This is a genomic window from Sulfurovum sp. TSL1 (assembly GCF_019972135.1).
Taxonomy (GTDB): Bacteria; Campylobacterota; Campylobacteria; order Campylobacterales; family Sulfurovaceae; genus Sulfurovum.
The window spans coordinates 1,107,315-1,132,194 of record NZ_BPFI01000001.1; the positions used below are offsets into that span (position 1 = coordinate 1,107,315).

Here is a 24,880-nt window from a genome sequence, read left to right on the forward strand (position 1 = left end):
TTTACTAAAAGTTATAATTTACAATAAGTCTATACTCATCCCAGTCTAAACCATTTTTGAAGTCTTTTGGGTAATTTGCTCTTGCTCTTAGGTTAAGTCCTTCAACCGATGCCACATCGTATTGAATATCCCAACCGGATTCTGAGGCTGTCCATGCTGTACCGTAATCGTAGCTGTTGGTTGCACCGATATCAAATTCTGTATAAAAGACAGAAGCTTTTACATCTGCACCGAGCAGTTCATTCAGAGTATAGGTTCCAGCTACTTTCCACGCATCGGTATCAGAGAAGAACTGGTGTCTTGTTACCATACCTTGTGTGAATGCCGGCATACCACCCCAAGGCGTAATAATTCCACCCGATGTTGTACCATCACTCTCACCCGTTTGAGAATACGCTACGTAAGCACTGAATGCACCTGAACTTGCACCTAGTTTGACACCCCAGTAATCACTGTCAACTTTACCTGCCAATGAACCACCTACATCACTTTGTCCAATATACTGTGCCGAAGCATTCATCTTCACATTCTCATTTAAAAGACACTTCCAGCCATAATCTGCCTGAAGGTAGACTGCATTGAGAATATCATGAGCGTAGTAATCCCACGCCTGCAGGGTCAGACCATCAAACCCTGTATAGGTCGCAGCTACTGCAGTGATACCATCTGTACTGTTATCCGTACTGCCATCGTTATTAAAATCATTGTAACCTAAGGCCACAGTTCCCACATTGACAAAATCACCGCTTTGTGCCAATGTCGTACCTGCACCGTAACCACTTGCAAAACCTAATCCGTAGCCATCATCATAAATATTACTGAATGTACCTGTAGTCTCTCTGGTAATATGTGCCAATGTTAAAGTGGTATCTTCAATATCAGTGTTCGTAAGCACCGCTGCTTCAAAAAGGTTTGGAAGCATTCTTGCATCATCAGCTCCTGCCAATGGTGTATCAAGTCTTTGACGACCTACTTTAATATTTGTATTTTCAAATTGATAGTTCAGGTATGCTTGTCCTATAAATACATAATTGTCACCGTCACGCCCCATCAAGGCAGGATCATAACTCGCAGTATCACCGCTGTCACTGTCTACCTCATGAATATTGAACCCATACACACCGTATGCTGCCACAACTGCTGTCAATCCATTAAAGTCTGGTGACTTATAGCCTATATACCCACCTGTTGCAAGTGAATTACGGTTATTATTGACAATGCCGGCATAGGTTCTGTCAATATAGTATGTTCTAAATTGTCCAAACACTTCACCGTAATCTACTTCTGCTGTTTCCACAGCTACAACCGGTTCAACTGGTGCAATATCTCCTCCCGCCATGAGCAGCGTTGATGCTATGACAGATAATGCTAAATGTTTTCTCATTGTATCTCCTTATATTTATACGTTGGCAGTATGAAGGGTCAACGTAGCATTAACATAGCATTCGATCAAAGAGAGGAAAAGTTGTATTAAAAAAAATTATATGTGTGTATATTGGTTACAATCAAAGCGATAAAAATGTATCCAGAAGATCATATTTGTCTAGAAAGTGTATATCCTATACCCTTCAGTGTGGTGATGAGATCTTCTTTTAGTACTTGACGAAGTCTATGTATCTCTGCCCGTATTATGGCATTATCTACAGGACTGTCATCCCAGGCATAGTGTCTAAGCATTTCAAAGTCAACCACTTTGTTGATATTTTTTGCGAACAGATCCATGATCTGTAATTGTTTTTGTGTAAGTAACTGTGCTTCTCCATCAAACACTAGAGATTGATTCTCTGCATCATAGCTGTACATTTTTGATATCTTTATAAGATCTTTTGCCCTTATGTCTGCCATTTTCAACAATCTGTCAATGTGCAAACTTAATTCTTTGAGATGAAAAGGTTTTTTCAGATAGTCATAGCAACCCAAGGCATAGGCCTGACTTATCTGCTCTATCTCTGTGATCGCAGAGATAAAGATCGTAGGCACATAGATCTTCTCTTTTTGCAGTCTATCAAGTAATGAGAGGCCATCCATACTTGGTGTGTTGATATCAAAGATAAAAAGGTCATAACTGTTCGAAGCTATATTCGCATAGGCTTCCTGCCCGTCTTCGAATGCTGTCACTTCAAAACCGCTATCTGACAAATACTCTTTGATAGCACCCTGGAGCATCAGCTCATCTTCAAGTAGTAATACTTTCATCCTGCTCCTTCTTTTTGAACCTGTAAGAGAATCGTGTCATCTCATCATCAGATCGTACTTCTATTTTAACATGTTCTTTTTGACATATCGTATAGACGATCTCCAGTCCCAATCCAAAGCCACCCCGAACATCATTCTCCCGTTCGAATGGTTTGAAGATACGTTCCGTGTCTTCTATTTTGGGGGAACTGCCTATAAACTCTAAAATAACCTCTTCCTGTTCTTCTTTCAGTACCACCTTTACCTCTGTACCCCGGTTGGCATACTTGATGGCGTTGGATAGATTGTTATCTACAATGCGTTGCAGTTCTTCCGGACTAAAATGGACCCAAAGATCATGATCTATTTCTGTGATGATCCTATGTTGATTTCCCCATGCAATTTCAGAAAAAAAGTCCACTCTCTCTTCAAGAAATTCAGACATGTTCAAATGTTTTTTTCTATAGCTCACACGGTTTTTTTTGACCATATAACTCAAATCATCATAGATATTGGAGATGATCTTGCTTGCTGCTTCTATTTTGCTCAGATACCTGTTCGCCCCTTCTTTCATTTTAAACAGATCAATATGGGTCATGATCACTGCCAAAGGTGTATTGATCTCATGAATAGAGTGTTTGATGAAACTGTCTTGCGCTTTTACCAGTGAAGCATTGAAATCTTTCTCCTGTTCCAGTAGGATATTCTGTTCAATCAGGTCTTTTGTTTTTTGTTCGACCTTTGATTCGAGTGTCAGGTTCAACTCTTTGAGTTTCTGTTTTCTTTCTTGAATAGCAGTGATCATGGTGTTGATATAATGCACCATCTTTTTAAACTCAAAGAGCCGTATATTTTCTTCATCTATCTTTTCATACGTCGATGCGGCTTTTTCAAAATAACGGTTGAACAGTGAGATCTCTTTGTTCAATATATGATTGGTGATGCGTATTCCTACCATCCCTACGATAAATAAAATAACGAGCAGGAGTACCATTTGAAGGGAATAGTGATTGAGTCTGTTCTTGAGTGTTTCCCTTTGGGTTTGAATCAGTTTTTCTACTTCATCGAGATAGACACCGGTTCCGACCATCCAACCCCAGGGTTCGAATGATTTCGCATAAGAGATCTTAGGGCTCAAAAGACCTGTAGTAGGCTTCAACCATTGATACTCAACAAATCCACCCTCTTTGGTCCGTGAGATATCTATAAGGTCTTTGATCACCATCACACCATTGGTATCTTTAGTCTCATAGAGGTTTTTACCTACGTTTTGTCTTTGGATAGGGTCAGAAAGTACCACACCGTTAAAATCATAAACAAATATGTATCCTGTACCATCTTGACGTCCGTAAAGCTCTTCGATGGCATGAAGAATTTGTTTTTTTACCGTTGCTTCATCTTGTGCTTTATCTCTATAGTCATAGGCATCATTGATAAAGTTGAGTACACGTGTGGTATCGAAAACGATCGTATCTTTTTGTTTTTGAATAAATTCGGCATGCATATTTTGCGCTTCCATTTCAAAATTCTGATACTCTTTATAGACAACGATAGCCGAAAAGACGACGATGACCATAAGCATCATAAGCATACCGGCCACATGGATACTTGCAATGGTTTTATTTTTTAAAAAATTGATCATACGCTCCATCTGCAGTAGCAGCATGCATCAGTCTGTCCGACTTCACTGCCATACTGCTTTCAAATCATAACAAAAACCGGAAAACCTTTTTTTGACACAGGACCCGGTATATTAAGTTTTATTATAGATAAGATAATACCATGATTTGATAAACTCTTTATGATATTTATGATAGAATCACCAAAATTTAACCTATGGAGATGTTCAAATGGATATTACTAAGATCGGACCTGGCGAAAACCCAGATGCTGTAAAAGCAATTATAGAAGTACCACTTAACTCAGCGATCAAATATGAAATAGACAAAGATTCAGGTGCTATTGAAGTAGATAGAGTACTTTACTCTGCTATGCACTACCCTGCAAACTACGGGTTTGTAGCCAATACATTGTCAGATGATGGTGACCCGGCTGATATTCTTGTAATGTGCGACTATCCGCTTCAAGCAGGTTCATACATCAAATGCAGACTTGTAGGTGTACTTATGACAGAAGATGAGAGTGGTGGAGATGAAAAACTTATCGCTGTCCCTACAGAAAAGATAGACCCGACATATAAAAACATTCAAGACCTGGGCGATGTTCCTGAGCATACACTGAACCGTATCAAAAATTTCTTTGAAACATACAAAATGCTTGAGCCTAACAAATGGGTAAAAGTTTCCGGTTTTCAAGACAAGGCAGCGGCAACAGCTATCCTGGAAAAAGCGATCAAAAACTACAAATAATATATTTTCATTCTCGGGATCTCCCCGGGAATCTAAAATCCAATCTCTTTTTTTCTATTGTCCAAATACCTGTTCACCCCTTCAACAATACCCTCAGCGATCTCTTCCTGATAATCAGATGTAAAAAGTCTTTCACGCTCTTTGGGATTTGTAAGATAACCAACTTCAACAAGTATAGAAGGTCTGCTGGCACCAACAAGTACATAAAATGGTGCGGGTCTGACACCGCCATCTTTCACGCCATCATACTCACTCTTTAAATGTTTCATAATATGATTTTGGACATCTATGGCAAGTTTATGCGACTGTATGATCTTCGGACCGTTCAATACAGCATCGATGATCACCTCTTGACTTAACATATCCGTACCTTTTAGGACAGAAGCATTTTCTCTCGCAGCAATGCGTTGGGACTTTTTATCTCTTGTTTTTTGTAAAAAGTATGTCTCTACCCCTTCAACTTCATCAAAACGGCTTTTATCGCTAATGGCATTGGCATGGATGGAGATAAAGACCTTCGCATCTTTCCTGTCTGCGATTTTTGTCCGCTGTCCCAATGTCAAGAACCTGTCACGGTTTCTTGTAAGATAGACCTTGTACCCTTCACTTTTAAATTCTCTTTTAAGTTTTTTTGTGATTTGAAGTACTAGATCTTTTTCTTTCTTGCTATCACACAATGCTCCACAATCATGCCCGCCATGTCCTGCATCTATGACGACAAGACTGTCTGACCTGTCAACATTGGGACCACCACAGCCCACTAATAAAAGCAGCATAACCGATCCAACTATACGTTTTATCATCTCTTATCCTCTTTTAAACTCATTATAAGTCGATCTCTTTTTTTCGATTGTGTAAATAGATATCTACGCCCTCGGCAATACCTTTGGCGATCAGTTCCTGATAACGTGGCGTAAAGAGTCTTTTTCGCTCTGTAGGATGTGAAATATACCCAACTTCGACAAGTATGGAAGGTCTACTGGCACCCACAAGTACCCAGAAAGGTGCATGCCTCACGCCACCATCTCTTACACCTTTATACCTTGTGTGCAGATTGGTCATGATCCTTCGCTGCACATCAATCGCAAGCTTATTGGATTCAACGATCTTCGGTCCACAAAGTACCGAATCGATGACCACATTACGACTCAGTTGGTTCATCCCTTTCAGTACGGCTTTATTCTCACGTTCTGCAATACGCTGAGATTTCGCATCTCTTGTATTTTGCAAGAAAAAGGTCTCAACGCCATGTATCTTGTTGCGTTTTCTTTTTGGCACAGAGTTCGCATGGATGGAGATGAACACCGCTGCATTATTCTTATCCGCGATTTTTGTACGCTGTGGAAGTTTTAAAAAATGATCCTTCCTGCGTGTCAGATGTACAGAGTAACCCTCTTTTTTCAATTGTCTTTCGAGTCTTTCTGATATTTGAAGCACAAGGTCTTTTTCCCTTTTCCCTCCCCCTATGGCACCAGTATCATGTCCACCGTGTCCTGCATCTATCACAATCAGTTTATCCCTGTTTGACCGGACCCATGTAGACTTTTTTGTCACTTTTTTATGAGGTTTCTTATACCGTTTGGCAGGAAGTACACTGCTATCTTTAGGCAAGGAAATATGATAACTGTTATTTGAAAAAAACGGTTGATAAGCTATAGGTTTCGAAGCCCCATACCCTGTGATCACCACACGTACGGTATCGGTCTTGTTTTGAGCCAGTCGTACATGTGGTCCCAGTCCCAGCGGTACACGGCTATGCGCAATACGTGTATTTGTAAAGTCGTAGATTTCTCGAGGGGGATTGCTGAGTGTAAAATGTTTGACACTCTTTTTATTAAAATTTTTAGAAAACAAAAGACGCAGTTCATCTTTTTTTACTATAGCCTTCTGTAACATGTTCCCACCGGAGAACAGTAGTGTATTCAGTAGCAGCAGTAAAAGAAAAACCCTACTAAACTTAGGCATAATTTTACTTATCTTCTCCATTCATCAATTTATCCATCAGCTCTTTCACTGTAATGATCTCTGTAAGACGATACCCGTTGGCACCTGTAAAAAAGAGTCCGGTCTCTTTGATACCGTCATATGCATCGGTCAGTCTGTCTGCTATACAATACCCTACAATTTTCGCTTCTACACCACGATGACACGGGGCAACACAGTTTGAAATACAGGCTACTTTTGGTGCTGTTCCTTTTTCTATATCTTCATGAAGCTGTGTTTTTACACCACGGGCAGGATACCCTACCGGTGATTTAAAGAGTTTGATATCCTCTTCTTTGGCATTGATGATAATATCTTTCATCACTTGACTTGCATCACATTCCACTGTACCTATGAAACGTGTACCCATTTGTACGCCATCTGCACCCAGTTCCATCATTTTGACAATATCATCATGGTCCCAAACACCACCCGCAGCGATAATAGGCATAGAACCCCAGTTCTTGGCTTCCTCAACGACAGGAGGCAGGATCGCTTCCAATTGATTTTCAGGCATGAAGCACTCTTCATACTTAAAGCCCTGGTGCCCGCCGCTAAGCGGTCCTTCAACAATGACAGCATCAGGAAGTCTGTCATGTGTTTTTTTCCAACGGCGACATAATATACGCAGTGCTTTGGCCGTAGAAACAATGGGGACCAAAGCCACATCAGGATAATTCTTCGTTGCTTCAGGCATCGTGAGAGGCAAACCTGCACCGGTGATGATAATATTTGCACCAGCCTTACATGCATCTTCGACCACACGGTTGTATTCACTTTGTGCATAGAGTACATTCGCCGCCAAAGGTTTATCCCCACAGATCTTTCTTGCATTCTCAAATATTTTTTTCAGTGCAGTATAAGAGTAAAAGTTGATCGCTTCAAGTGGTCTGTGCTCTTTACCTACCATCTCTTTATCATCAAGATATTTTCTATTTTTATAGACACCTGTTCCCACAGCAGAGATGACACCCAGACCACCCTCTTTTGAAACAGTTCCGGCTAACTGATCCCATGATATACCCACACCCATACCACCTTGCACGATAGGTTTTTCAATGGTATATTTTCCGATTTTCAAAGATTTAAATGCCACTACTTCACCTTCACTTTTGCAAACTTTCTTTTTCCTACCTGTAGGATATACTCTCCTACTGCAAGATTTAACTTGTCGTCAGATATCTTTTTCTGATCAATGCTCACTGCATTTTGTTTAATATCTCTTCTTGCTTGAGAGGTAGAAGGTTCAATACCCGCATCTACCAATGCTTTGCATATCCAGATACCCTCTTCTACTTCTACTTCAATCATATCTGTTGGGAGTTGGTTCGATTTAAAGACATTATCAAACTCTCCTTTGGCTAGTGTAGCCAACTCTTCATTATAAAACCTTGTAACCAGTTCAAGTGCCAGATTTTCCTTCACTGTTTTAGGGTGAAGTGTGCCCTTTTGGACATCCTCATTCATCGTAGATATCTCTTCAAGTGATCTTTCACTTAAAAGTTCATAATAGCGCCACATCAATTCATCTGATACGGAAAGTGTTTTGGCATAGATATCTTTCGGCTCTTCAGTAATACCAATGTAGTTGTTCAAAGACTTGCTCATCTTCTGTACACCATCCAGTCCTTCCAGGATCGGCATCATAAGCACCGCTTGTTCTTTTCCTACATTGTAAACACGCTGAAGGTGTCTTCCCATTAAAAGGTTGAACTTCTGATCTGTTCCGCCAATCTCAATATCGCTCTTAAGTTCCACAGAATCATACCCCTGAAGCAGTGGGTATAAAAATTCTGAGATAGAGATACTCTGTTCATTTTTAAAACGTTTGGTAAAATCATCACGCTCAAGCATACGTGCTACACTAAATGTTGTTGTCAATGCAACCATCCCTGCAGCACCCAATTGATTGAGCCAGGTAGAGTTAAATACGACTTCTGTCCTGCTCTCATCAAGAATATTAAACACCTGTTCCTGGTACGTTTTTGCATTGGCCATGATCGTCTCGTTATCGAGTACTTTTCTTGTTTCACTCTTACCGGTAGGATCCCCTATCGTTGCCGTAAAGTCACCGATGAGAAGCTGTACCCTTCCACCGTGGTTTTGAAATGTTCTAAGCTTTTGAAGAAGGACAGTATGCCCCAAGTGCAAATCGGCACCGGTAGGGTCAAATCCTGCCTTGACGGTATAGGTACTGCCATCCTCATAATATTTTGAAACCAATTTCTCAATACGTTCCATATCTATCACTTCTGCAGTACCTCTGCTGATCTCTTCTAATGCCTTTTGTACCATTTTTACTTACCCTTGTTTATTTATTATATGCGTCATCTAAACTAATGATCTCTATCAATTTAAACTGATGTGAAATTTTTTCTGCAAGAAGCTGCTTTTTAGACTCATTGCTTTCAACTTCTATCTGACAGAACTCTGCCTGTTCTGAATTTCTGATCCCCAACTCTATACTCAAAATATTGAGATTAAGATCAGAAAGTTTTGACAGTAAATCTGCCAAAATACCTTTTTTGTTTTGAAGACTGATGGTGAGTCTGTATCTGGAGAGTTTGGAACCACTCCAACTCACATAGACCATCTCCTGCCCCTCTGACATTTTCCCGTAGGCTTTCTTGCATAATTTGTGGTGTATAATAGCTTTACTACCCTTATAAAATGCAACGATCTCGTCACCAACTTTAGGATGGCAGCAATAATCAAACTCTACGCCGTCTATAGGCTTGTTCGTAAAGAATCTAAAGTGCTCTAACTCTTTGATATAGGGCTTTTTATATCCTTTTTTAAGCAGTTCCCAAAAACGCACGACTCTGGTACCCATATAATCTGCCACTTTATGTATGGTCTCTTTGTAATAGTCAAGCTGAACCGGCAGTTTATAAATGGCCTCCGTATGCTCCATACTTTCTAAAAGCTCTTTCATCGCACTGCTCTCTTGTGAGAACAGTGTTCCCAAGATATTGTATGCACTGAGGGTATCTGCCTCTTTTATTCTGGCTCTGCATGAGCTTCTTATACCCTCTTTGGCTCTGGATGTTTTTACGGTGTCAAGCCATGAACAGTACAAATGCACATCATTGTCTTTGATAATATTCACAATGTCACCATTTTTTAAAATGGTCAGCAGTGGCACTTTTTGCTTATTGACCAATGCTTCCGCTGCATTGGCACCGACCTGTGAGTGAACGGCATAGGCAAAATCAAGGGCCACTGATCCTTTCGGTAAAGTATAATAATCCCCTTTAGGTGAAAAGACGGTAATATCTTCAGAAAAAAGATCGGATTTTGCCAACTCATAGAACTCTTCGATGGACTCATTTTGATAATGCAGACTCTCTAGCCATGCCAGGTTCACACCCATATCTCCATCTTTGTATTTCCAGTGTGCTGCAACACCATACTCTGCAAGTCTATGCATCTCTACGGTTCGTATCTGCGCTTCTACGATCCCCTCTTCGGAGAACAGTGTCGTATGAATGGTCTTATAGCCATTTTCTTTAGGTACGGCGATATAATCTTTAAACCTGGATATCAGAGGCGTGAACCTCAAATGCACGAGTCCCAGGACCCTGTAGCAGTCTATGGGGTTTTTCACAATGATACGGACCGCCAGCAGGTCCAATACCTCTTCTATGCTCACACCCTTACGGTGCATCTTTAAATAGATGGAATAATAGTGTTTAACCCTTCCGATGATCTCAAAATCATCTTCATTAAAGCCGTCTTTTAGCATCGTATCTTTTACATTCTGAATAAAAGCATTGAGTTTGAACTTCAAATTTTGTGCATTGGACTTCATATAGGTATCTATGCCCTTGTAATCTTCAGGATAGATATAACGGAAACTCAGATCTTCCAAATGGTTTTTAAGTCTTGAGATGCCCAGTCTATGTGCAATAGGTGCGTATACGACAAGGGTCTCTTCAGAGATACGTTTTTGTTTTGCATAACTCAGTGCATCCAGTGTGATCATATTGTGCAATCTGTCACAAAGTTTGATCACAAGTACACGCACATCTTTGATGGAAGCAATAAGCATTTTTCGAAATGAAAGCGCGGAGTTGATCAATCTTTCATCGGAGCCTGAAGGGACCAGTTCTTCATCACGTATCTCGACGATCTTTGTGAGTCCCTCGACCATATGTGCCACATCATACCCGAATTCATGTTCCAGCTCTTCGATCGTATACTGTGTATCTTCGACCACATCGTGTAAGAGGGCGGCCTGTACCATCATTTCATCATTGGAGAACTTTGCAGTGATCGCTGCAACTAAGATGGGATGAACGATATAGGGCTCTCCGCTTTTACGTGTCTGTCCTTTATGTGCTTCGAGTGAATGTTCCAGTGCTTTGGTTGTTGCAGGTAGAGGATTTGGGATTTCTTCCCAAAGAAGGGCACTTGCCTCTTCTATAGTATGGATATTTTTAGCTTTATCTAGAAAAGCATCCAAAAGAGTTTACCCTTCTAGGCTGACAGTGATCTTACCTTCAGCTATTTCTTGGAGTGCAATGTCTGAATATTTCATACCTGATGTATCGATATCTAAGAGTACTTCAGCACCTCTAGCGATGGCTTCTGCTCTTTTTCCTACTGCATTTGCAAGAAGGTATTTATCAAAATCTACTTTTTCAAGTGCTTTTGCTGTTAATTGTTCTGTTCTCATCATATTCTTTCCTTTATTATTTCATTCTCTATTTTACTACTGAACAAAGGCTCATATCACCTTTGACTATCGCAAGAAGGTTACCTTTTTCAAACATGTTACACACCACAATAGGTAATCCATTCTCTTTCGCCAAAGCAATAGCAGTATCATCCATGACCTTAATGTTATCTGCCAATGCCTCATCATACGATAACATATCAAGTTTCACAGCATCATCGAACTTATTTGGATCTTTGTCATAGACACCATCGACTTTGGTCGCTTTGATAAGAAGATCAGATTCTATCTCTGAAGCTCTTAATGTCGCAGCGGTATCTGTTGTAAAATATGGGTTACCTGTACCACCGGCAAATATAACCACACGTCCCTTTTCCAAATGCCTTCTTGCACGACGTACGATGAATGCTTCACCTATCTCTTGCATATTGATAGCAGACTGAAGTCTTGCTTCAAGCCCTGCATGCTCCAGTGCTTCTTGAATGGCTACACCATTGATGACAGTCGCCAGCATCCCCATATAGTCACCGGATGTTCTTTTAATGATACCATCTGCAGCAGCCGTCACACCACGAATGATATTGCCACCGCCTACAACGATACCGACTTCCACACCATTGTCTACAAGGTCTTTGATCTCACCTGCAATAAAATTAAGAATCTGAGTATCAATACCATACCCTTCTTCACCCGCTAATGCTTCACCAGAAAATTTTACCAAAACTCTTTTAGTCACAGATGCACCTTTATATAATTTCGCGATTATATCCAATTGTGGTTTAGGAGGCGTTTAAACTCTTGGATACCTATATCGTTATCAGCTTCAACGGGTTAATATGCTTAGAGTCTTTGGTTGCCTGAAAAATGAGTTTTTCATTCACTTTTCCTACCACATATCCCTTTTGTATCTTCGCCCCGACATGTATCGTAGGAGCAATTTTAGAAAGTCCTGCATAGACCGTATGTATCTTGCTGCTGTGGGAGACCACCACTACATTGCCCAGCATACTGCTTTTCCCTGCAAATACTACTTTCCCGTTCAAGATATTTTTTACTTTTGAGTTCGCTACAGGCGACTTGAGCGTAATAGATTCATTAAAGATCTTGATCTTGTAAATAGGATCCACATAGGTACCGAACTTTTTGATAAGCTTTGCTCCCGGTAATGGAGATATCGTTTTTCCGCCTCTGTATGCATAGGTTTTAGACTTTTGATAGGAAGAGTTTACCTGTCGTACCTTTTCACTCTCTTTGTACGTTTGTTGCTCAGCTTTTCTTGCTTCAGCTGCAGCCAGGCGCGCTTGCTTTTTCTCTTGCTCTGTCTTTGCTTGTTGCAAGGCCTCTTGGGCTTTTCTTGCATTGATACGTGCCAAGGCTTTTGCTTGACGTACCTCTCTTTGTCTCTGTTTTTCAAGACGCATTGCCTCTTTCTCGGCTTCTGCTCTCTTGCGTGCTTCATTGACCTCTTGTGTATGGAGGATGTTCAGTTTTGCCAATGTGGACCGAAGAGAGTTCTGTTTGTCCACGATCTTTGCAAGTTTTTCATTGTATTTTTCCTCATCGGCAGCAAGCTTTTGACGCAATTTCTCTTTGGCTGACTTTTGTTGCGCATACTCCTCTCTCTTTTTGACAATACGTGCAATCTCATTTTTTGTTTTGTTGCGCAAATAGACCTTATCCTCTTTCTGCTTCTTAAGCTTCTCCAGATCTCCCTTGAGCGCAGCTAACATTTTGGTATTATGGTTTTTATAGGCAACATAGACTTCATGCGAAATTATAGATTCTTTTGTGGGTTCATGGGCTTTTTCCATGGCAAAAACGATAGAAAACTGTTCCGAAAGCAAAGAGACGAACTTTTGATGTTTTTCTTCCAGTGCCTGACTTGTAGCAGCCAACTCTTTTTCAGATCTGGCTAATTCGGTTTTTAATGCTTCATACTTTTCTTCTGATCTTTTTTGATCGATTTCAAGTTCGCCTATTTTCTTTTCAAGATAGACGATATCCTTCTCTGCAGCCTGTATGTCTTGAGCAATGTTGTGAAGCTGTCTGCTTGTCTTTTTTTTGGCAGCCGATGCAGCAGAGAGATTTTCTTTAGACTGTTCGATCTTTGCAGTGGTCGACGCACTGTGAAGCACCCCTATCGCTACAAAACATATCAGAAGAAAGGATCTCACTCCTGTACTCCCTTACTGCTAAATACCACCGTATAGACAGCAATAATAACGATCAGAATAGAAGCGCCCAATAAAATACCGATATCGCTAACCCTGAACAGTGCTTCCCTGTTTTGCACCATGATATCAATCCCACTTTGCGCAGCCCAGTAAAATTTGGTATAAAAGAAGATCGCCGAGACCAAAAGTGTTGAAAAGATCGCATCCAGAAAAGCAACCTTGAAAAGTACCCCTGATCTGAGCATCAATGGTGCACCGAATATCTCCATCACCTGCATACGCTCTTTATGTGCATATTTCCAGATCTCCATCTGTTTGATGATAAGGAACAGACTTACCACAGCCATAAAAACGATAAATATTTTCAGTATGAACTTGATAAATGCAAAAAGCCTGTAATTGGACTGATAGCTGCTGCCGAATGTCTCAACCTGTTTAATGTTGGCATCCGCTTCAAGATCTTTTTTGATCGCTTCCAGTCCTGAAGTGTGAAGATAAGAGTCTAACCCAAGATTATAAAAATAAGGCAGTGTAGCCAATATCTCTTTGCTGCTGCTTTGACTGATCCCCTTTGCCACTTCTGAGACGATGCTCTCACGTTGGATCTTTTCTGCCGTACTGATATGATCATTGAGTGCCTGAAAGTCAGAAAGCTCCATAGGCTTTTTGGTCACAGCAAGCATAAAATAGCCCTCCTGGAGCCCTTTTTCATAAGTATTTGTTGTACGTTCAAATACCAGATAAAATTCAATCCCTAATAAAATTGCCATCAGCGGCAAAATGAACATCAAATGGTTTTTAATGAACTTCATATACACCCTTGCTCTCTATAATAAAATGTCTGTAAGGCAAAGAGAAGATCGTTGGGATTTTGTGTGTGACGACCAAAACGGTTGTATCGAGCTGCTGACACGCATTCTCCATCAGGTCCCAGATCACATTGGAGGAATAATCATCAAGGTTACCCGTAGGTTCATCTGCCAATATCACCACCGGATTCTTCGCCAATGCTCTTGCCACACCCACACGCTGCTGTTCCCCACCGCTTAATTCCAACGGATACTTGTCTGCATGTTCAGGGAGTTTTACATGTTTAAGCAGTCTTCGTGCCTGTGTGTCCTGTATCTCACTGTCGTATCCTGCAATCATTAAGGGCAGAACAACATTTTTTTTCACGGTCCATTCATTCACCAGTTTATAGTCCTGAAAAATGATACCCATATGGGTTCTGAGTTCCTGGAGTTTACGCTGACTGACATTGGCCAGATCAAGCCCACCCACTACAAGGTTGCCTTCGCTCGGTCTCAACTTTCCGTACAATGCTTTAAGCAGTGTAGATTTACCCGAACCACTCGGTCCTGTAATAAAGACGAACTCACCTTTTTTAATGCTGAAGTTGGCATCTTTAATGACCTCTTTTCCTGCTTTTCCATACGTAAGGGTAAGATGTGAAGCGTGGATCACATTGGACATGTGCTACTCTCCTTTAACGAGCATCATCTGCTCAGCTAGTTTTTGGTGTGCTTGAAAGTTGACTGTCGTCTTCACAGGCGGAGAGACAAAATATCTGCAACTCTCTTTTTCTAATAAAATATATTTATGTTCTGGTCTGTCAAAACTTCCAAAGGCACATTTGATAAGTAGACTCTCTTCAGATATTTTGTACACCCGTTCAAAGTGTATGAAATACCCGTCAAATACCAATGCGTTTTTCGGTAAACATTCTTCTATCCCTGACGTATATTTTACATCATTAAAATTAAAATCTATAGTCAACGTTTTAGGTGCTGATTCCTGGGTGCATTTGACATACACATCATAGATATCTTTTTCCTGTCTCAGCCATCTGGCTTCATACTTGCTTGTCACTTCCAACGCTTCATTTTTACGTACTTCTACTTCAACCTTAGGTACAGAAAAGAAAGTTTCCAACGCATACCAAAAGTATTTGTCACTGTCTGTACGAAGCTCCAGTCGTCCGCCTTTTCTCAGTACTCTCATGGACTCGTCTAAAAAACTGGGGCTGATCACCCTTCTGTGTGGTTTCTTGTCCCAGGGTACAGGGAAATGGACAAAGATCTGTTCACATACATTGGATGGCAACATCTCCAAAAAAAGTCTTGCATCGTAATTCACAACCCAGATATTGTCAAGCTTTTGAAGTTCTATCTGCTTGAGGACCTGTTGTGCCGAAGGTGTATGGATCTCTAACCCTATAAAAAGCGTGTCGGGGTTCTTTTTTGCCTGATGAAGCAAATGCCGGCCACTTCCAAATCCTACCTCAACAGAGATCTTCTCTTTAGGATAGGTGATATTTTCAAAATCTTCTATCTTTTTAAAATGTTCTGAAGAGAGTGGACTCTTTGTATTGGATAGTGCGATATTTGAAGTGAGTACATCCAGGTTCAACGCTTTTGATACACTCTCCAATGCCTCTTTAAGCAGGTTCACTTTAAGGGGTCTGGTCACTTTGTCATATTTGAGTAAGTAGTCTTTTTCATCCGGTTTGAGTTGAAGCAAGAACTCTTCTCCTGCATGCTCAATACCAATGAGCATATCATTACGGTTCAGTGCAGTGGCGCAAAAAGTCATCATAGGACTGTTTTTTATCTGTGCTTCTATTATGGATGTATCAAAGGGGGTAACTTTTAAGTGTGGCATTGTTCCTGCTTATAATGTAATTTTTGTTGCTTCGCTGGGATAAGCGCGTATTTTGTCATAACTTTGTGCGATGATCCGGTAGCTGTATGTATGTCCGCTTCTTACAAAAGTGTCAATGTATTCAACCATCAACTGTCCTTGTACCTGTGAGATGAATTTCCATCCAGAGCCATCCACGGATCGCTCTACGATATAGGTATCGATGCTTGGATCAGCATGCGGTTTCCACAAAAGTTTGACCACAGAGGGTGCTACCCTATAGGCTTTCACGAAAGAAACTGCCGAAAATGCAGGCAAGGTTCTTACATCGATCGGCTCACTGTGTTCAGACTCTTGTCCAAAAGCAAAGGTGCTGAATCTATAACGATAGGTGCTGTCTGCCTTAACATGTCTGTCCACAAAGTGCGTCGCATAAGGGTTGCCCACAGTACCTATACGTTGAAAACTCTGTGACGACTGCGAAACATCGCTTCTGTAAATATTGACACCCTGTATACGATGGTCATCTATCTTCTTCCATTCAAAACCTACAGAGTTCATTCTGGGTAAAGCATGTACCTGTTCGATCGTTTCTAATGAAGGGTCTGTACCATAGGTCATCAATCCCTTGACAGCACCACACCCGTTAAAGGTGATCAAAGAGAGTGCCCAGAGTATGAGGGTCGATTTTTTCATCTACTTCACCTTGGTCGAAATTTTTAGATATATACATTTTCATATCATCAAAAAGTGGGGCGACAAACTCCATTCTTTCACCGCTTACAGGGTGGACAAGATACAGTAGATATGCATGCAAGTTAACTCTGGAAATTTTATCTCTTTTGCTCTTAAATCCATATAAATCATCGCCTAAAATGTGGCGCCCAAGCGTATTTAAATGGACCCGTATCTGATGGGTTCTTCCTGTAAACAGTTTTGCCGCGATGAGTTCAATATTCTGTTTGCTTGTCAGCAGTTTTACGAAGGCTGTTTTAGCATTTCTCCCATCCGGGACGACATCCATTTTGAGTCGGTTCTTAGGGTTACGTCCTATGGGTTTATCTACAATGATATTCTCTTTCAGCGGACAATCGATCAATGCCAGATAGTAACGGCCCATACTCTTGTCCTGGAGCTGTAAGCTCAGCGCTTCATGTACTTTGTTGTCCTTGGCCACGACCAGTGCACCCGTTGTCTCTTTGTCTATACGGTGCACGATGCCATAACGCTCTTCTCCGCTGATCGTGGAAAGAGAGATGCCTTTCTGGATCAGCCAATCTACCAGTGTAGGCTCTTTGACGGAAGGTGCAGGATGGACCACAAGGCCTGCCGGTTTGTTCACCACCAAAAGATACGCATCTTCATAGATCACCTCGACATCAAAGTCCACAGGTGCTACCTCTCGTTTTTCAGCCTCTTTGAATTCATAGGCTATCTCATCACCCTCTTCTACTTTAAAACTGGTTTTTTTGATCGTTTTGCTATTGACGGATACCAGTCCATCTTTGATAAGTTTTTCGATCTGGTTACGGCTTACGTCCAATTGGTTTGCAAGTATCTTGTCCAAACGGCCTGATGCTGTAGCGGTAAATTGAGTCATACTTTTTTCGTCAAAGATCAGTCTGTCTGCTTACACGGTTCATCAGAGAGAAACTGCTTACGTACCCAGCCCCGTTGGCCCTCAGCATCCACTTTACACCATACCGGGTATTTCCATGCCATATGGCTCCTTTGGGTTGCATTCATCTCCTCAAGCCCTTTTTGAGTGACTTCTCTTAAGCAGCCGAGGTTTTGGACACACTCCTCCGTCCAGACACGGGTATAGATCTTTTTTGCTTTGCGGTTGGGTTCCACACTCAATGCAAGGGATTCACATCTTTTGATAAGTTTCACGGTAAATTCCCGTGGTTGTATGTTCTCTTCTGCAATCACATATGCAAACAGTAAGTTTAGTAGCAATAGGAGTCTCACAGCGCTTCCTCTATATCATCTCTGTGCCAGCGTGCAGGATCGAAGAAAGTATCATCATGGATATGTTTAAAGGAAGCCCTGAACATTTTAAAGACATCTTTATTCTCTTTTTCAAGCCCAGCCAACCACGCTTTCGTCGCAGCTCTGGCATAAGGCATCTTTACCTCTTTCAGCATGGCAGGGCAGGCTTCATCACCTATGACATTCAAATGGTTATCTTCTGCAAAGGCACGCAGTTGTGTCTCTCTGGCTTGGATCAGCGGACGTATCAGGTGAAACCCTCTGCTTGTCTTATAGATGGGTGCCAAAGCTCTCATGGTTCCATTATAGAACATATTCATAAAAAAGCTTTCTACGGTGTCATCAAAGTGATGCCCAAGTGCTACCTTGGTGAAACCGCCTTTCTCTGCAAAACTATAGAGTGCCCCTCTTCTCATACGTGAGAAATAGGAACAGAATGAAGAGTTCTCCCTTATTGTGTCATTTGAGATCTCATAAATATTGGTGTCAAAAACAGTGTGTTTGATACCAAACTCTTCACAATGCTTGCTCAAGAATTCATAATGTTCATCAGGCATACCATATTTGACCGTACAGGCTTCAAATTCAAAGTGAAAAGGAGCATGCCGCTGCATATGTTTCAAGATATGTACAAGTGCTAGAGAGTCTTTACCTCCACTCAGCCCAACCAGTACTTTATCCCCCTCACCTATCAGTTTGAACTCCGCATTGGTCTTACCTGCCAACTTAAGCAGTTTTTTGCTTATGGGGATGCTTTTTGAAGCAGCACGTCTTTGTTTATCGTCCAATTGCATCCACCATACTCAGAATGAAATCAGCAGAGATCTTTGCTGAGCTTTCCAAAAATTCATCAAAATTAAAACTTGCATCCATATCGGCACTGTCCGAGATCGCACGTAAAACAAAGAAAGGTACATTTAAAGCATTACAGACCACGGCAACACTGGCCCCTTCCATCTCTAAAGCATCTGCTTTAAAAGTATTCTTTATCCACTCCTTACGTTCAGGGTCTGCGATGAACTGATCTCCCGTTGCGATGATACCTTCCTGAATGGTCAAACCTTTTTGCTGCGCCACATTTTTAGCAATATCACGTAACACGGCATCTGTATGAATACAGATAGTTCCCTCTGGTACATACCCGAACGGATGTCCAAAAGCGGTGATATCCAGATCATGTTGACACAGACCGTTTGCGATGATCAGGTCACCGATCTTCAGTTCATCACTGATAGCGCCAGCAACACCTGAAAAAAGGAGCAGATCACAGCCGAATTTTTCTATGAGCGTTGTTGCCGTTAATGCAGCAAACACTTTACCTATTTTGGAATATGCCACAACCACTTCTTGCCCATGGTAGGTACCTTCATAATATTTATTATCTCCATACACATCCGTCTGTACATTCTCAAGTTTATCGATAATAGGTTCTATCTCTTCAGGCATGGCACCCATGATGGCAATTTTTTGACTTGTCATGATTATCCTAGTTTACTGATCTCTTCGATCGCTGCTTCCAACGATGCCATATCTGAAACCACAAAGTGTGGCTTTGTCGTTGCTTTACGGTTCAATCCTTTAAGTACACCGCCATGCCCAAACTCTACATAGCAATCCACGGCATCATCAAAAGCGGCAATAGACTGCTTATAAAGCACCGGAGAGACCAACTGTTTAGGAAGGAGATCCAATGCCTCTGCTTTGGTACTGTATGCTTTTGCCGTGACGTTCGAGATCACAGGGGCGATGAATTCGTCTTTCAACATCTCAGTCAACTTTGCAGACAAAGGTGCTGTAGCACTCTCCAATAGTGGACAGTGACTCGCGACCGACATATTCAGCAACATCGCTCTTTTTGCTTTGGCTGCTTTTAAGATAGGTGCCAAAACTTCAAGGTCAGATTTCACACCCGCGATCACGATCTGTCCTTCAGCATTATAATTGACAGGCCATACTTTTAATCCCGCTTCTCTCTGTGCATCACAGATCTCTTCGACCACCTTATCTTCAAGACCGAGAGATACCATCATCCCCACATCCTGACCGGCACATGCTTCAGCCATCAGCTTACCGCGAAGATTCACAAGTTCCACTGCATCAATGGCATCTATGGCACCTACGGAGACCAGTGCAGAAAATTCACCCAGCGAGTGTCCCAATGCGTAGACGGGTTTGATAGGCATTTCATTTTCAAACAGCTTATGCGCAATAGCAGACACAAGCAAAATAGCCGGTTGTGTAAACTCTGTTTTTTCAAGCTTGTCATTCTCTTCAAAAAGCAGGTTTTCAAAGTCGATACCTGTTCTTTCAGTGGCATCAGCCACCATCTGTTTTGCTACATCAGAATTGTTAAAAAAGTCTTGTCCCATCCCTACAGCCTGTGAACCTTGGCCCGGAAATAAAAATGCACATTTGATTGACATACGTGTCCTTTAGAAGAATTAAAATATTTTATGTATTTTACCATCTTTAAATTATGATATGATAGTAATAGAAAACTAACAGGAGTATGATCATGAGTAAAAAGTATATTTGTACCGTCTGTGACTACATTTATGACCCTGAGATCGGAGACCCTGACTCAGGTATAGAGCCGGGTACCGCATTTGAAGATATCCCTGAAGATTGGGTCTGCCCGGATTGTAATGTCGGTAAAAGTGATTTTGAAGTGCTTTCAGAAACATAGTCCATAAGACTATTTGAACTGCAGCTCTTTCTTGATGGCTTCGATCAGTTTTTGGAGTTCTATGTGGTACTTTCCAGGATAGATAGGGAGCATATCAAGTTTATCATAGACAAAAATAAGACCGAGCGTTTCAGCGAGCTTGAACATACTCTCAGCCCCGATAAGCTTTGCATGTCTTTCAAGATCTATACAGAACTCTTTGATTTTATGGATCGATTTTTGATTGACTATCTCTCGAAAATAAAGATCTGAGCGATCAAAAGTATCTAAAAAGATTTTTAATTCATGGGGATAGGTCAACCCCGCGTTTTTTGTGTTTGCTTCGCCTATTGACTTGTCCAAGATAGGCAGATCCATCCCTCTTCTTTTTTCGATCATGGCCTCAATGCTCTCTTGTATCTTGCTACTTTGATCTTCACACTTTTCATGATCTTTGTTGGATTGAAGGTATTTTTCAAGGTCTATCACATTTATCTTTGAATGTGACCGCACCTCTCTACGGGCCGTTTGCGTTTTAAAAAGCGATATGATCAACTCATAGACACTCTCTTCGGTCACAGGTTTGATCAAATTGGTAGAGACACTGATCATTTTACGCTCTACGATATGCGCATCTTTAAGCAATACATACTTAAGAGGTATGTTCTGCTGTACACGAGCGATCATATGTTCAAACTCTTCAGTATTAAGATGATCATCCACAATCAAAATATCATAAGGCGTGAGATCATTTCCCTGTGCTTTAAAGGCATCAAACCCCACATCCACATCATACAGAAAATACTTGAACATTTTTTCAATGCTGTGTGCAATGGCTTCATTCTCACAGATCAATAAAACCTTTTTACCAAGCATGGATATATCCGGTAATCTATAATGCCTTCTATGTCCCAATTCACTGATCTTGAACGGTAAATCTAACTGTATATCCGCATCGCTCTCATACACAATCTTTCCTTCAAGCATCTCAAGAGCATCATGTAAACCTGTCTCTAAAAATTGCCGGATCTTCTCTTTCTCGATATGTGTATCTTTGATCGTAAAAGAAATAAACTCTTCATAGACAAAATCCTCAGGTGCATCCAAAGAGAGCACGATCTCTTTTTGATCGGTATTCTCACAGACAAAGGTGAGTACTTTGTTGAGTACATGTAACAATACATCAGGATTACCCCTCAATTCTCTTGGTATGCTTGCTTCCATATCATAAATCAGTTCGATATTTTTTTCCTCTCTGAACGTTTCTACAGAAGAGAACAGAGTCATCAGAACAATATTAATATCAAAAATCTTTTCTATCTTATGCATGCCACCCCTTCAAAAATCCTAAGAATTATCATATCCAAATATCTTATAAATGACATTGATTTAAAATATATTTTACTCTGTAAGTGGTTAATTCTGTATAAAAAAATTTGGAGTGAAAAAGCAGGTCTACGCTGTCTGAGCGAAGTAGCGCCTATCTTTGCTTCAAAGATGGCGCTGAAAAAAATGAAGGATTAGTGACAACCACATCCTGTACCACAGCTACCACCAGCTGCTTTTGTACCGCCAACTACACCAGATGTTACTTCATCTGCAGTTGCTTCTCTTGCACTTAGAACAGTGACTGAGAACATAAGGTCTTTACCAGCCAATGGGTGGTTGAAATCCACATTCACTTCTTTATCATCAAAAGATTTTACTGTGACTTGTACAGTCTGACCATCTTGTCCTTGACCATAAAGTGTCATACCCTCTACAAGATCCACACCTTCGAACTGTTCGATAGGAAGTGTTTGGATTGCTTCGGGATTTACATCACCGTATGCCTCTGCAGCAGCGACCATAATGTCTCCGCTTTCACCTTGAGACATACCTACAAGTGCGTTCTCAAGACCTGGAATGATCTGTCCTTTTCCAATAATGAACTCTAGTGGTGCACCACCTTTGTTGCTGTCTACAACTTCAGTTGTACCTGCTTGTTTTACTTCGTATTCGATACCGACTACACAATTTTCATTAGTTACTGTCATAATGTTTCCTATATATTAGATTTGTGCTATTCTAACCAATCAAACTTTAGCGAGCCTTAGGCAAGAGATATTTTTTCTCTTATTTGCCCTGAACAGAAGATCTTGAATATATGGGGTTGATAATCCTACCAACCATGTCAGAACAACCTGTATCAATGCCATAGAAGAAGCACAAGGGCATCATAGTATAATGCTTTTACCTATTCCCGTAAATTTTGACCAGGTCCTCTTTGGCAAAAGGCATATAGGTATGTCGGGTGATGACCACTTTTGTGTTATAGTTGGACCAGTGATAGACCACAGGTACATCTTTGGGATCGATGTGTATACAACCATGGGACATCCAGTCCACACTCCCCTTATGCAAAGCATGTCCCCGTTTTGTAAACTTCATCATATAATCCATGTTATTCACACCGCTCTCATCAGGAAAATCCTTAGACATATGATAACGCTTTTTTTGGAAAATCGTGAAAATACCCGAAGGGCTTCTAAACTCTGGAGCACCGGAAGTCACAGGACCACTCCACCATACCGTACCGTCACGGTCCACTGCATAAAAACGCCCGTCACTTCCACGTTCACGCACAGAGACCAGAATAAAATCTTTTCCGGTAAGGTCGACGATCTTTTCACTGTCCTCTTTGATCAGTTTAAAGACTGTTTTAGCGACAGGCATCGTTTCTGTCCCTGTGGGCGGAAGTATTTCAAACTCTTCACTTGCCATGCCTTCAGTAAAAAGAGTCATAGCGATGAAAAGGATTTTAAACATCAAGTGGTCCTAAAGTTTTTTCAATCTTTCTTGAGCGATCTTTGCCGTTTTCTTGCCTTTGTAGTTCTCTATGATATTCTCATAAAATGCTTTCGCCTGACCTTTATCGCCTGTCTCTTCAAGTGAAACCGCAGTATGCAGTAGCAGCGTATCTATATAGGAAGCCTTGTCGTAAATACCTGCACTCTTTTTAAAATAAAATATCGCATCTTCATACTTCTTGGTGTAATAGGCTATTTCTCCCAGGTAATAGTTGGATGCTGCAGGCTTATAGCCTTTTGTATCGGCTATCGTAAATCTTTTTGCTGCTTCATCATAGCGTTTTTTTACAAAATACCGGACAGCTTCACTGTAGAGTTGTGCATTGGTTTTACCTTCAATGGAGTCACTCTTTTCAGGGAGCGTTTTTGCAGCACTTACCACCTGCTTTTTATCTCCCAAGGCATTTTGCAACTCTTCTTTACTGACATAGTTCGCATTGATCTCGTCGATCATAGCGGCTAACTTTTGAAGCAAAGCAGTATTGGATGTATCATTCGTCTCCATAGCGGAGGCCTTAGCCCCTCCAGCCTGCTGCAGCTCACGGATAGAGGCACTCAGCCCCTCTATGATCGTGGTCAGTCCCTCTATTCTTTCATTTTGCTGGTCTATTTGCTGCTGCAAGGAAGCCGAACTTGCGTTCCTGCTTCCTGTAGTTTGTTCATTGACCATAGATTCATCCGTCCCAAACCCGTAAACAGAAGGTTCGGCATAGCTAGATACAGTGCTTGCGAAGAGCATACAAACACACGGTATTGCAACCCTATTGAGTATACTTCTCATCTCTAGCCTACTTTATTAAACGAATATCAACTCTTCTGTTTCTCTGATAACAACTCTCACTCGTCTCAGTACATACAGCATTACTCTCACCAAAACTCACCAGCACCATTCTACTTGGATCGATCCCTTGTGCTGCAATACTGTCTTTTACTGCTTTGGCACGCTTGAGGCCCAGAGCATAATTGTACTCGTCCGTACCAAATTCATCACAGTTACCTTCTATTTTTATTTTAGAAGCTGCTGTATTGGCGACCTCTATATTATGATTCATATTGTTTTCCATATCCGGAGAGATCGAATAATCTGCAAAACCGAAATAGATACTTTTGAAACCATCGCTGCTACTGTTATAATTTGCAGTAGATCCCGTGCCATATGTATTTTCATCTATGCTGACCGTATCACCTTCGATATGGTTGGCATCAGAAATATTGTTTTTACCTGCTAGACCGGGTGCAGGTTGTGCACATCCGATCAAAAGTAATGAAATAAGTGATGTAGTTAAAAGTAGTTTATGTGTCATTGTGTATCCTTTTTTATTAAAATAGTCTCAGAGTAGTCACGACATAACTTT

Annotated in this window: 27 protein-coding genes; 2 read left to right on the forward strand and 25 right to left on the reverse strand. The window is 41.1% G+C overall.

Annotated elements, in window-relative coordinates; genetic code table 11:
- Window positions 1-4 precede the first annotated feature (4 nt).
- From LDM98_RS05365 to LDM98_RS05375, 3 genes are all read right to left on the reverse strand, one after another.
- A complete protein-coding gene (locus LDM98_RS05365; protein ID WP_223898312.1) occupies window positions 5-1,384 on the reverse strand; it encodes an OprD family outer membrane porin in 1,380 nt (459 codons plus the stop codon).
- A gap of 149 nt (window positions 1,385-1,533) precedes the next feature.
- Window positions 1,534-2,196 carry a response regulator transcription factor gene (locus LDM98_RS05370; protein ID WP_223898313.1) on the reverse strand — a complete coding sequence of 221 codons (663 nt, stop codon included), beginning with the start codon at window positions 2,194-2,196 and terminating at the stop codon, window positions 1,534-1,536.
- Entirely contained in the window at window positions 2,177-3,841 is a 1,665-nt protein-coding gene (locus LDM98_RS05375; RefSeq protein WP_223898314.1) for a cache domain-containing protein, read from the reverse strand. Before LDM98_RS05375 ends, LDM98_RS05370 begins: the two co-directional genes overlap by 20 nt.
- Window positions 3,842-4,025: 184 nt before the next feature.
- On the opposite strand from LDM98_RS05375, the gene ppa reads away from it, so the two are divergent.
- Window positions 4,026-4,544 carry an inorganic diphosphatase gene (gene ppa, locus LDM98_RS05380; RefSeq protein WP_223898315.1) on the forward strand — a complete coding sequence of 173 codons (519 nt, stop codon included), beginning with the start codon at window positions 4,026-4,028 and terminating at the stop codon, window positions 4,542-4,544.
- Between the two features lie 32 nt (window positions 4,545-4,576).
- Here ppa and LDM98_RS05385 read toward each other — a convergent pair whose 3' ends face one another.
- From LDM98_RS05385 to fabD, 17 genes are all read right to left on the reverse strand, one after another.
- Complete coding sequence (locus tag LDM98_RS05385) at window positions 4,577-5,347, reverse strand: N-acetylmuramoyl-L-alanine amidase (protein WP_223898316.1); 771 nt, start codon at window positions 5,345-5,347, stop codon at window positions 4,577-4,579.
- A gap of 22 nt (window positions 5,348-5,369) precedes the next feature.
- On the reverse strand, window positions 5,370-6,509 hold the full coding sequence (locus tag LDM98_RS05390) for an N-acetylmuramoyl-L-alanine amidase (protein WP_223898317.1): 1,140 nt from the start codon (window positions 6,507-6,509) through the stop codon (window positions 5,370-5,372).
- A 4-nt stretch (window positions 6,510-6,513) separates the two neighbouring features.
- Window positions 6,514-7,623, reverse strand: a complete 1,110-nt coding sequence (locus LDM98_RS05395) for a nitronate monooxygenase (protein WP_223898318.1) — start codon at window positions 7,621-7,623, stop codon at window positions 6,514-6,516.
- On the reverse strand, window positions 7,623-8,822 hold the full coding sequence (gene tyrS / locus LDM98_RS05400; RefSeq protein WP_223898319.1) for a tyrosine--tRNA ligase: 1,200 nt from the start codon (window positions 8,820-8,822) through the stop codon (window positions 7,623-7,625). The genes LDM98_RS05395 and tyrS overlap by 1 nt, the downstream gene beginning before the upstream one ends.
- A 16-nt stretch (window positions 8,823-8,838) precedes the next feature.
- Complete coding sequence (locus LDM98_RS05405; protein ID WP_223898320.1) at window positions 8,839-10,992, reverse strand: bifunctional (p)ppGpp synthetase/guanosine-3',5'-bis(diphosphate) 3'-pyrophosphohydrolase; 2,154 nt, start codon at window positions 10,990-10,992, stop codon at window positions 8,839-8,841.
- A 6-nt stretch (window positions 10,993-10,998) separates the two neighbouring features.
- Window positions 10,999-11,205 carry a DNA-directed RNA polymerase subunit omega gene (locus LDM98_RS05410; protein WP_223899068.1) on the reverse strand — a complete coding sequence of 69 codons (207 nt, stop codon included), beginning with the start codon at window positions 11,203-11,205 and terminating at the stop codon, window positions 10,999-11,001.
- Window positions 11,206-11,233: 28 nt separating this feature from the next.
- Window positions 11,234-11,941, reverse strand: a complete 708-nt coding sequence (pyrH, locus tag LDM98_RS05415; RefSeq protein ID WP_223898321.1) for a UMP kinase — start codon at window positions 11,939-11,941, stop codon at window positions 11,234-11,236.
- A gap of 70 nt (window positions 11,942-12,011) precedes the next feature.
- Window positions 12,012-13,379: a murein hydrolase activator EnvC gene (locus tag LDM98_RS05420; RefSeq protein ID WP_223898322.1), complete on the reverse strand. Its 1,368-nt coding sequence runs from the start codon at window positions 13,377-13,379 to the stop codon at window positions 12,012-12,014.
- Window positions 13,376-14,191: a cell division protein FtsX gene (locus LDM98_RS05425; protein WP_223898323.1), complete on the reverse strand. Its 816-nt coding sequence runs from the start codon at window positions 14,189-14,191 to the stop codon at window positions 13,376-13,378. Before LDM98_RS05425 ends, LDM98_RS05420 begins: the two co-directional genes overlap by 4 nt.
- Window positions 14,178-14,852, reverse strand: coding sequence for a cell division ATP-binding protein FtsE (locus LDM98_RS05430; protein WP_223898324.1), 675 nt, complete (start codon window positions 14,850-14,852; stop codon window positions 14,178-14,180). The genes LDM98_RS05425 and LDM98_RS05430 overlap by 14 nt, the downstream gene beginning before the upstream one ends.
- Window positions 14,853-14,855: 3 nt before the next feature.
- Entirely contained in the window at window positions 14,856-16,040 is a 1,185-nt protein-coding gene (gene trmB, locus LDM98_RS05435; protein WP_223898325.1) for a tRNA (guanosine(46)-N7)-methyltransferase TrmB, read from the reverse strand.
- Window positions 16,041-16,049: 9 nt separating this feature from the next.
- Window positions 16,050-16,715, reverse strand: coding sequence for a fibronectin type III domain-containing protein (locus LDM98_RS05440; protein ID WP_223898326.1), 666 nt, complete (start codon window positions 16,713-16,715; stop codon window positions 16,050-16,052).
- Window positions 16,666-17,619: an RluA family pseudouridine synthase gene (locus tag LDM98_RS05445; protein ID WP_223898327.1), complete on the reverse strand. Its 954-nt coding sequence runs from the start codon at window positions 17,617-17,619 to the stop codon at window positions 16,666-16,668. The genes LDM98_RS05440 and LDM98_RS05445 overlap by 50 nt, the downstream gene beginning before the upstream one ends.
- A gap of 17 nt (window positions 17,620-17,636) precedes the next feature.
- Entirely contained in the window at window positions 17,637-17,990 is a 354-nt protein-coding gene (locus LDM98_RS05450) for a hypothetical protein (protein WP_223898328.1), read from the reverse strand.
- Window positions 17,987-18,805: an ATP-binding protein gene (locus tag LDM98_RS05455; RefSeq protein WP_223898329.1), complete on the reverse strand. Its 819-nt coding sequence runs from the start codon at window positions 18,803-18,805 to the stop codon at window positions 17,987-17,989. Before LDM98_RS05455 ends, LDM98_RS05450 begins: the two co-directional genes overlap by 4 nt.
- Complete coding sequence (locus LDM98_RS05460; RefSeq protein ID WP_223898330.1) at window positions 18,789-19,490, reverse strand: 5'-methylthioadenosine/adenosylhomocysteine nucleosidase; 702 nt, start codon at window positions 19,488-19,490, stop codon at window positions 18,789-18,791. The genes LDM98_RS05455 and LDM98_RS05460 overlap by 17 nt, the downstream gene beginning before the upstream one ends.
- Window positions 19,491-19,492: 2 nt before the next feature.
- Window positions 19,493-20,434, reverse strand: a complete 942-nt coding sequence (gene fabD, locus LDM98_RS05465; RefSeq protein ID WP_223898331.1) for an ACP S-malonyltransferase — start codon at window positions 20,432-20,434, stop codon at window positions 19,493-19,495.
- 92 nt (window positions 20,435-20,526) lie between these two features.
- Here fabD and rd point away from each other — a divergent pair, with 92 nt between their 5' ends.
- Complete coding sequence (gene rd / locus LDM98_RS05470) at window positions 20,527-20,697, forward strand: rubredoxin (protein ID WP_223898332.1); 171 nt, start codon at window positions 20,527-20,529, stop codon at window positions 20,695-20,697.
- Window positions 20,698-20,706: 9 nt separating this feature from the next.
- Here rd and LDM98_RS05475 read toward each other — a convergent pair whose 3' ends face one another.
- From LDM98_RS05475 to LDM98_RS05495, 5 genes are all read right to left on the reverse strand, one after another.
- Window positions 20,707-22,005: a hypothetical protein gene (locus tag LDM98_RS05475; RefSeq protein WP_223898333.1), complete on the reverse strand. Its 1,299-nt coding sequence runs from the start codon at window positions 22,003-22,005 to the stop codon at window positions 20,707-20,709.
- A 191-nt stretch (window positions 22,006-22,196) separates the two neighbouring features.
- Window positions 22,197-22,712 carry a peptidylprolyl isomerase gene (locus tag LDM98_RS05480; protein ID WP_223898334.1) on the reverse strand — a complete coding sequence of 172 codons (516 nt, stop codon included), beginning with the start codon at window positions 22,710-22,712 and terminating at the stop codon, window positions 22,197-22,199.
- A gap of 196 nt (window positions 22,713-22,908) precedes the next feature.
- Complete coding sequence (locus LDM98_RS05485) at window positions 22,909-23,484, reverse strand: L,D-transpeptidase (RefSeq protein WP_223898335.1); 576 nt, start codon at window positions 23,482-23,484, stop codon at window positions 22,909-22,911.
- Window positions 23,485-23,493: 9 nt separating this feature from the next.
- Window positions 23,494-24,306 carry a tetratricopeptide repeat protein gene (locus LDM98_RS05490; RefSeq protein WP_223898336.1) on the reverse strand — a complete coding sequence of 271 codons (813 nt, stop codon included), beginning with the start codon at window positions 24,304-24,306 and terminating at the stop codon, window positions 23,494-23,496.
- Between the two features lie 7 nt (window positions 24,307-24,313).
- Window positions 24,314-24,829 (reverse strand): OmpA family protein, encoded by a 516-nt coding sequence (locus tag LDM98_RS05495; protein ID WP_223898337.1) that lies wholly within the window; start codon window positions 24,827-24,829, stop codon window positions 24,314-24,316.
- Between the last annotated feature and the right edge of the window lie 51 nt (window positions 24,830-24,880).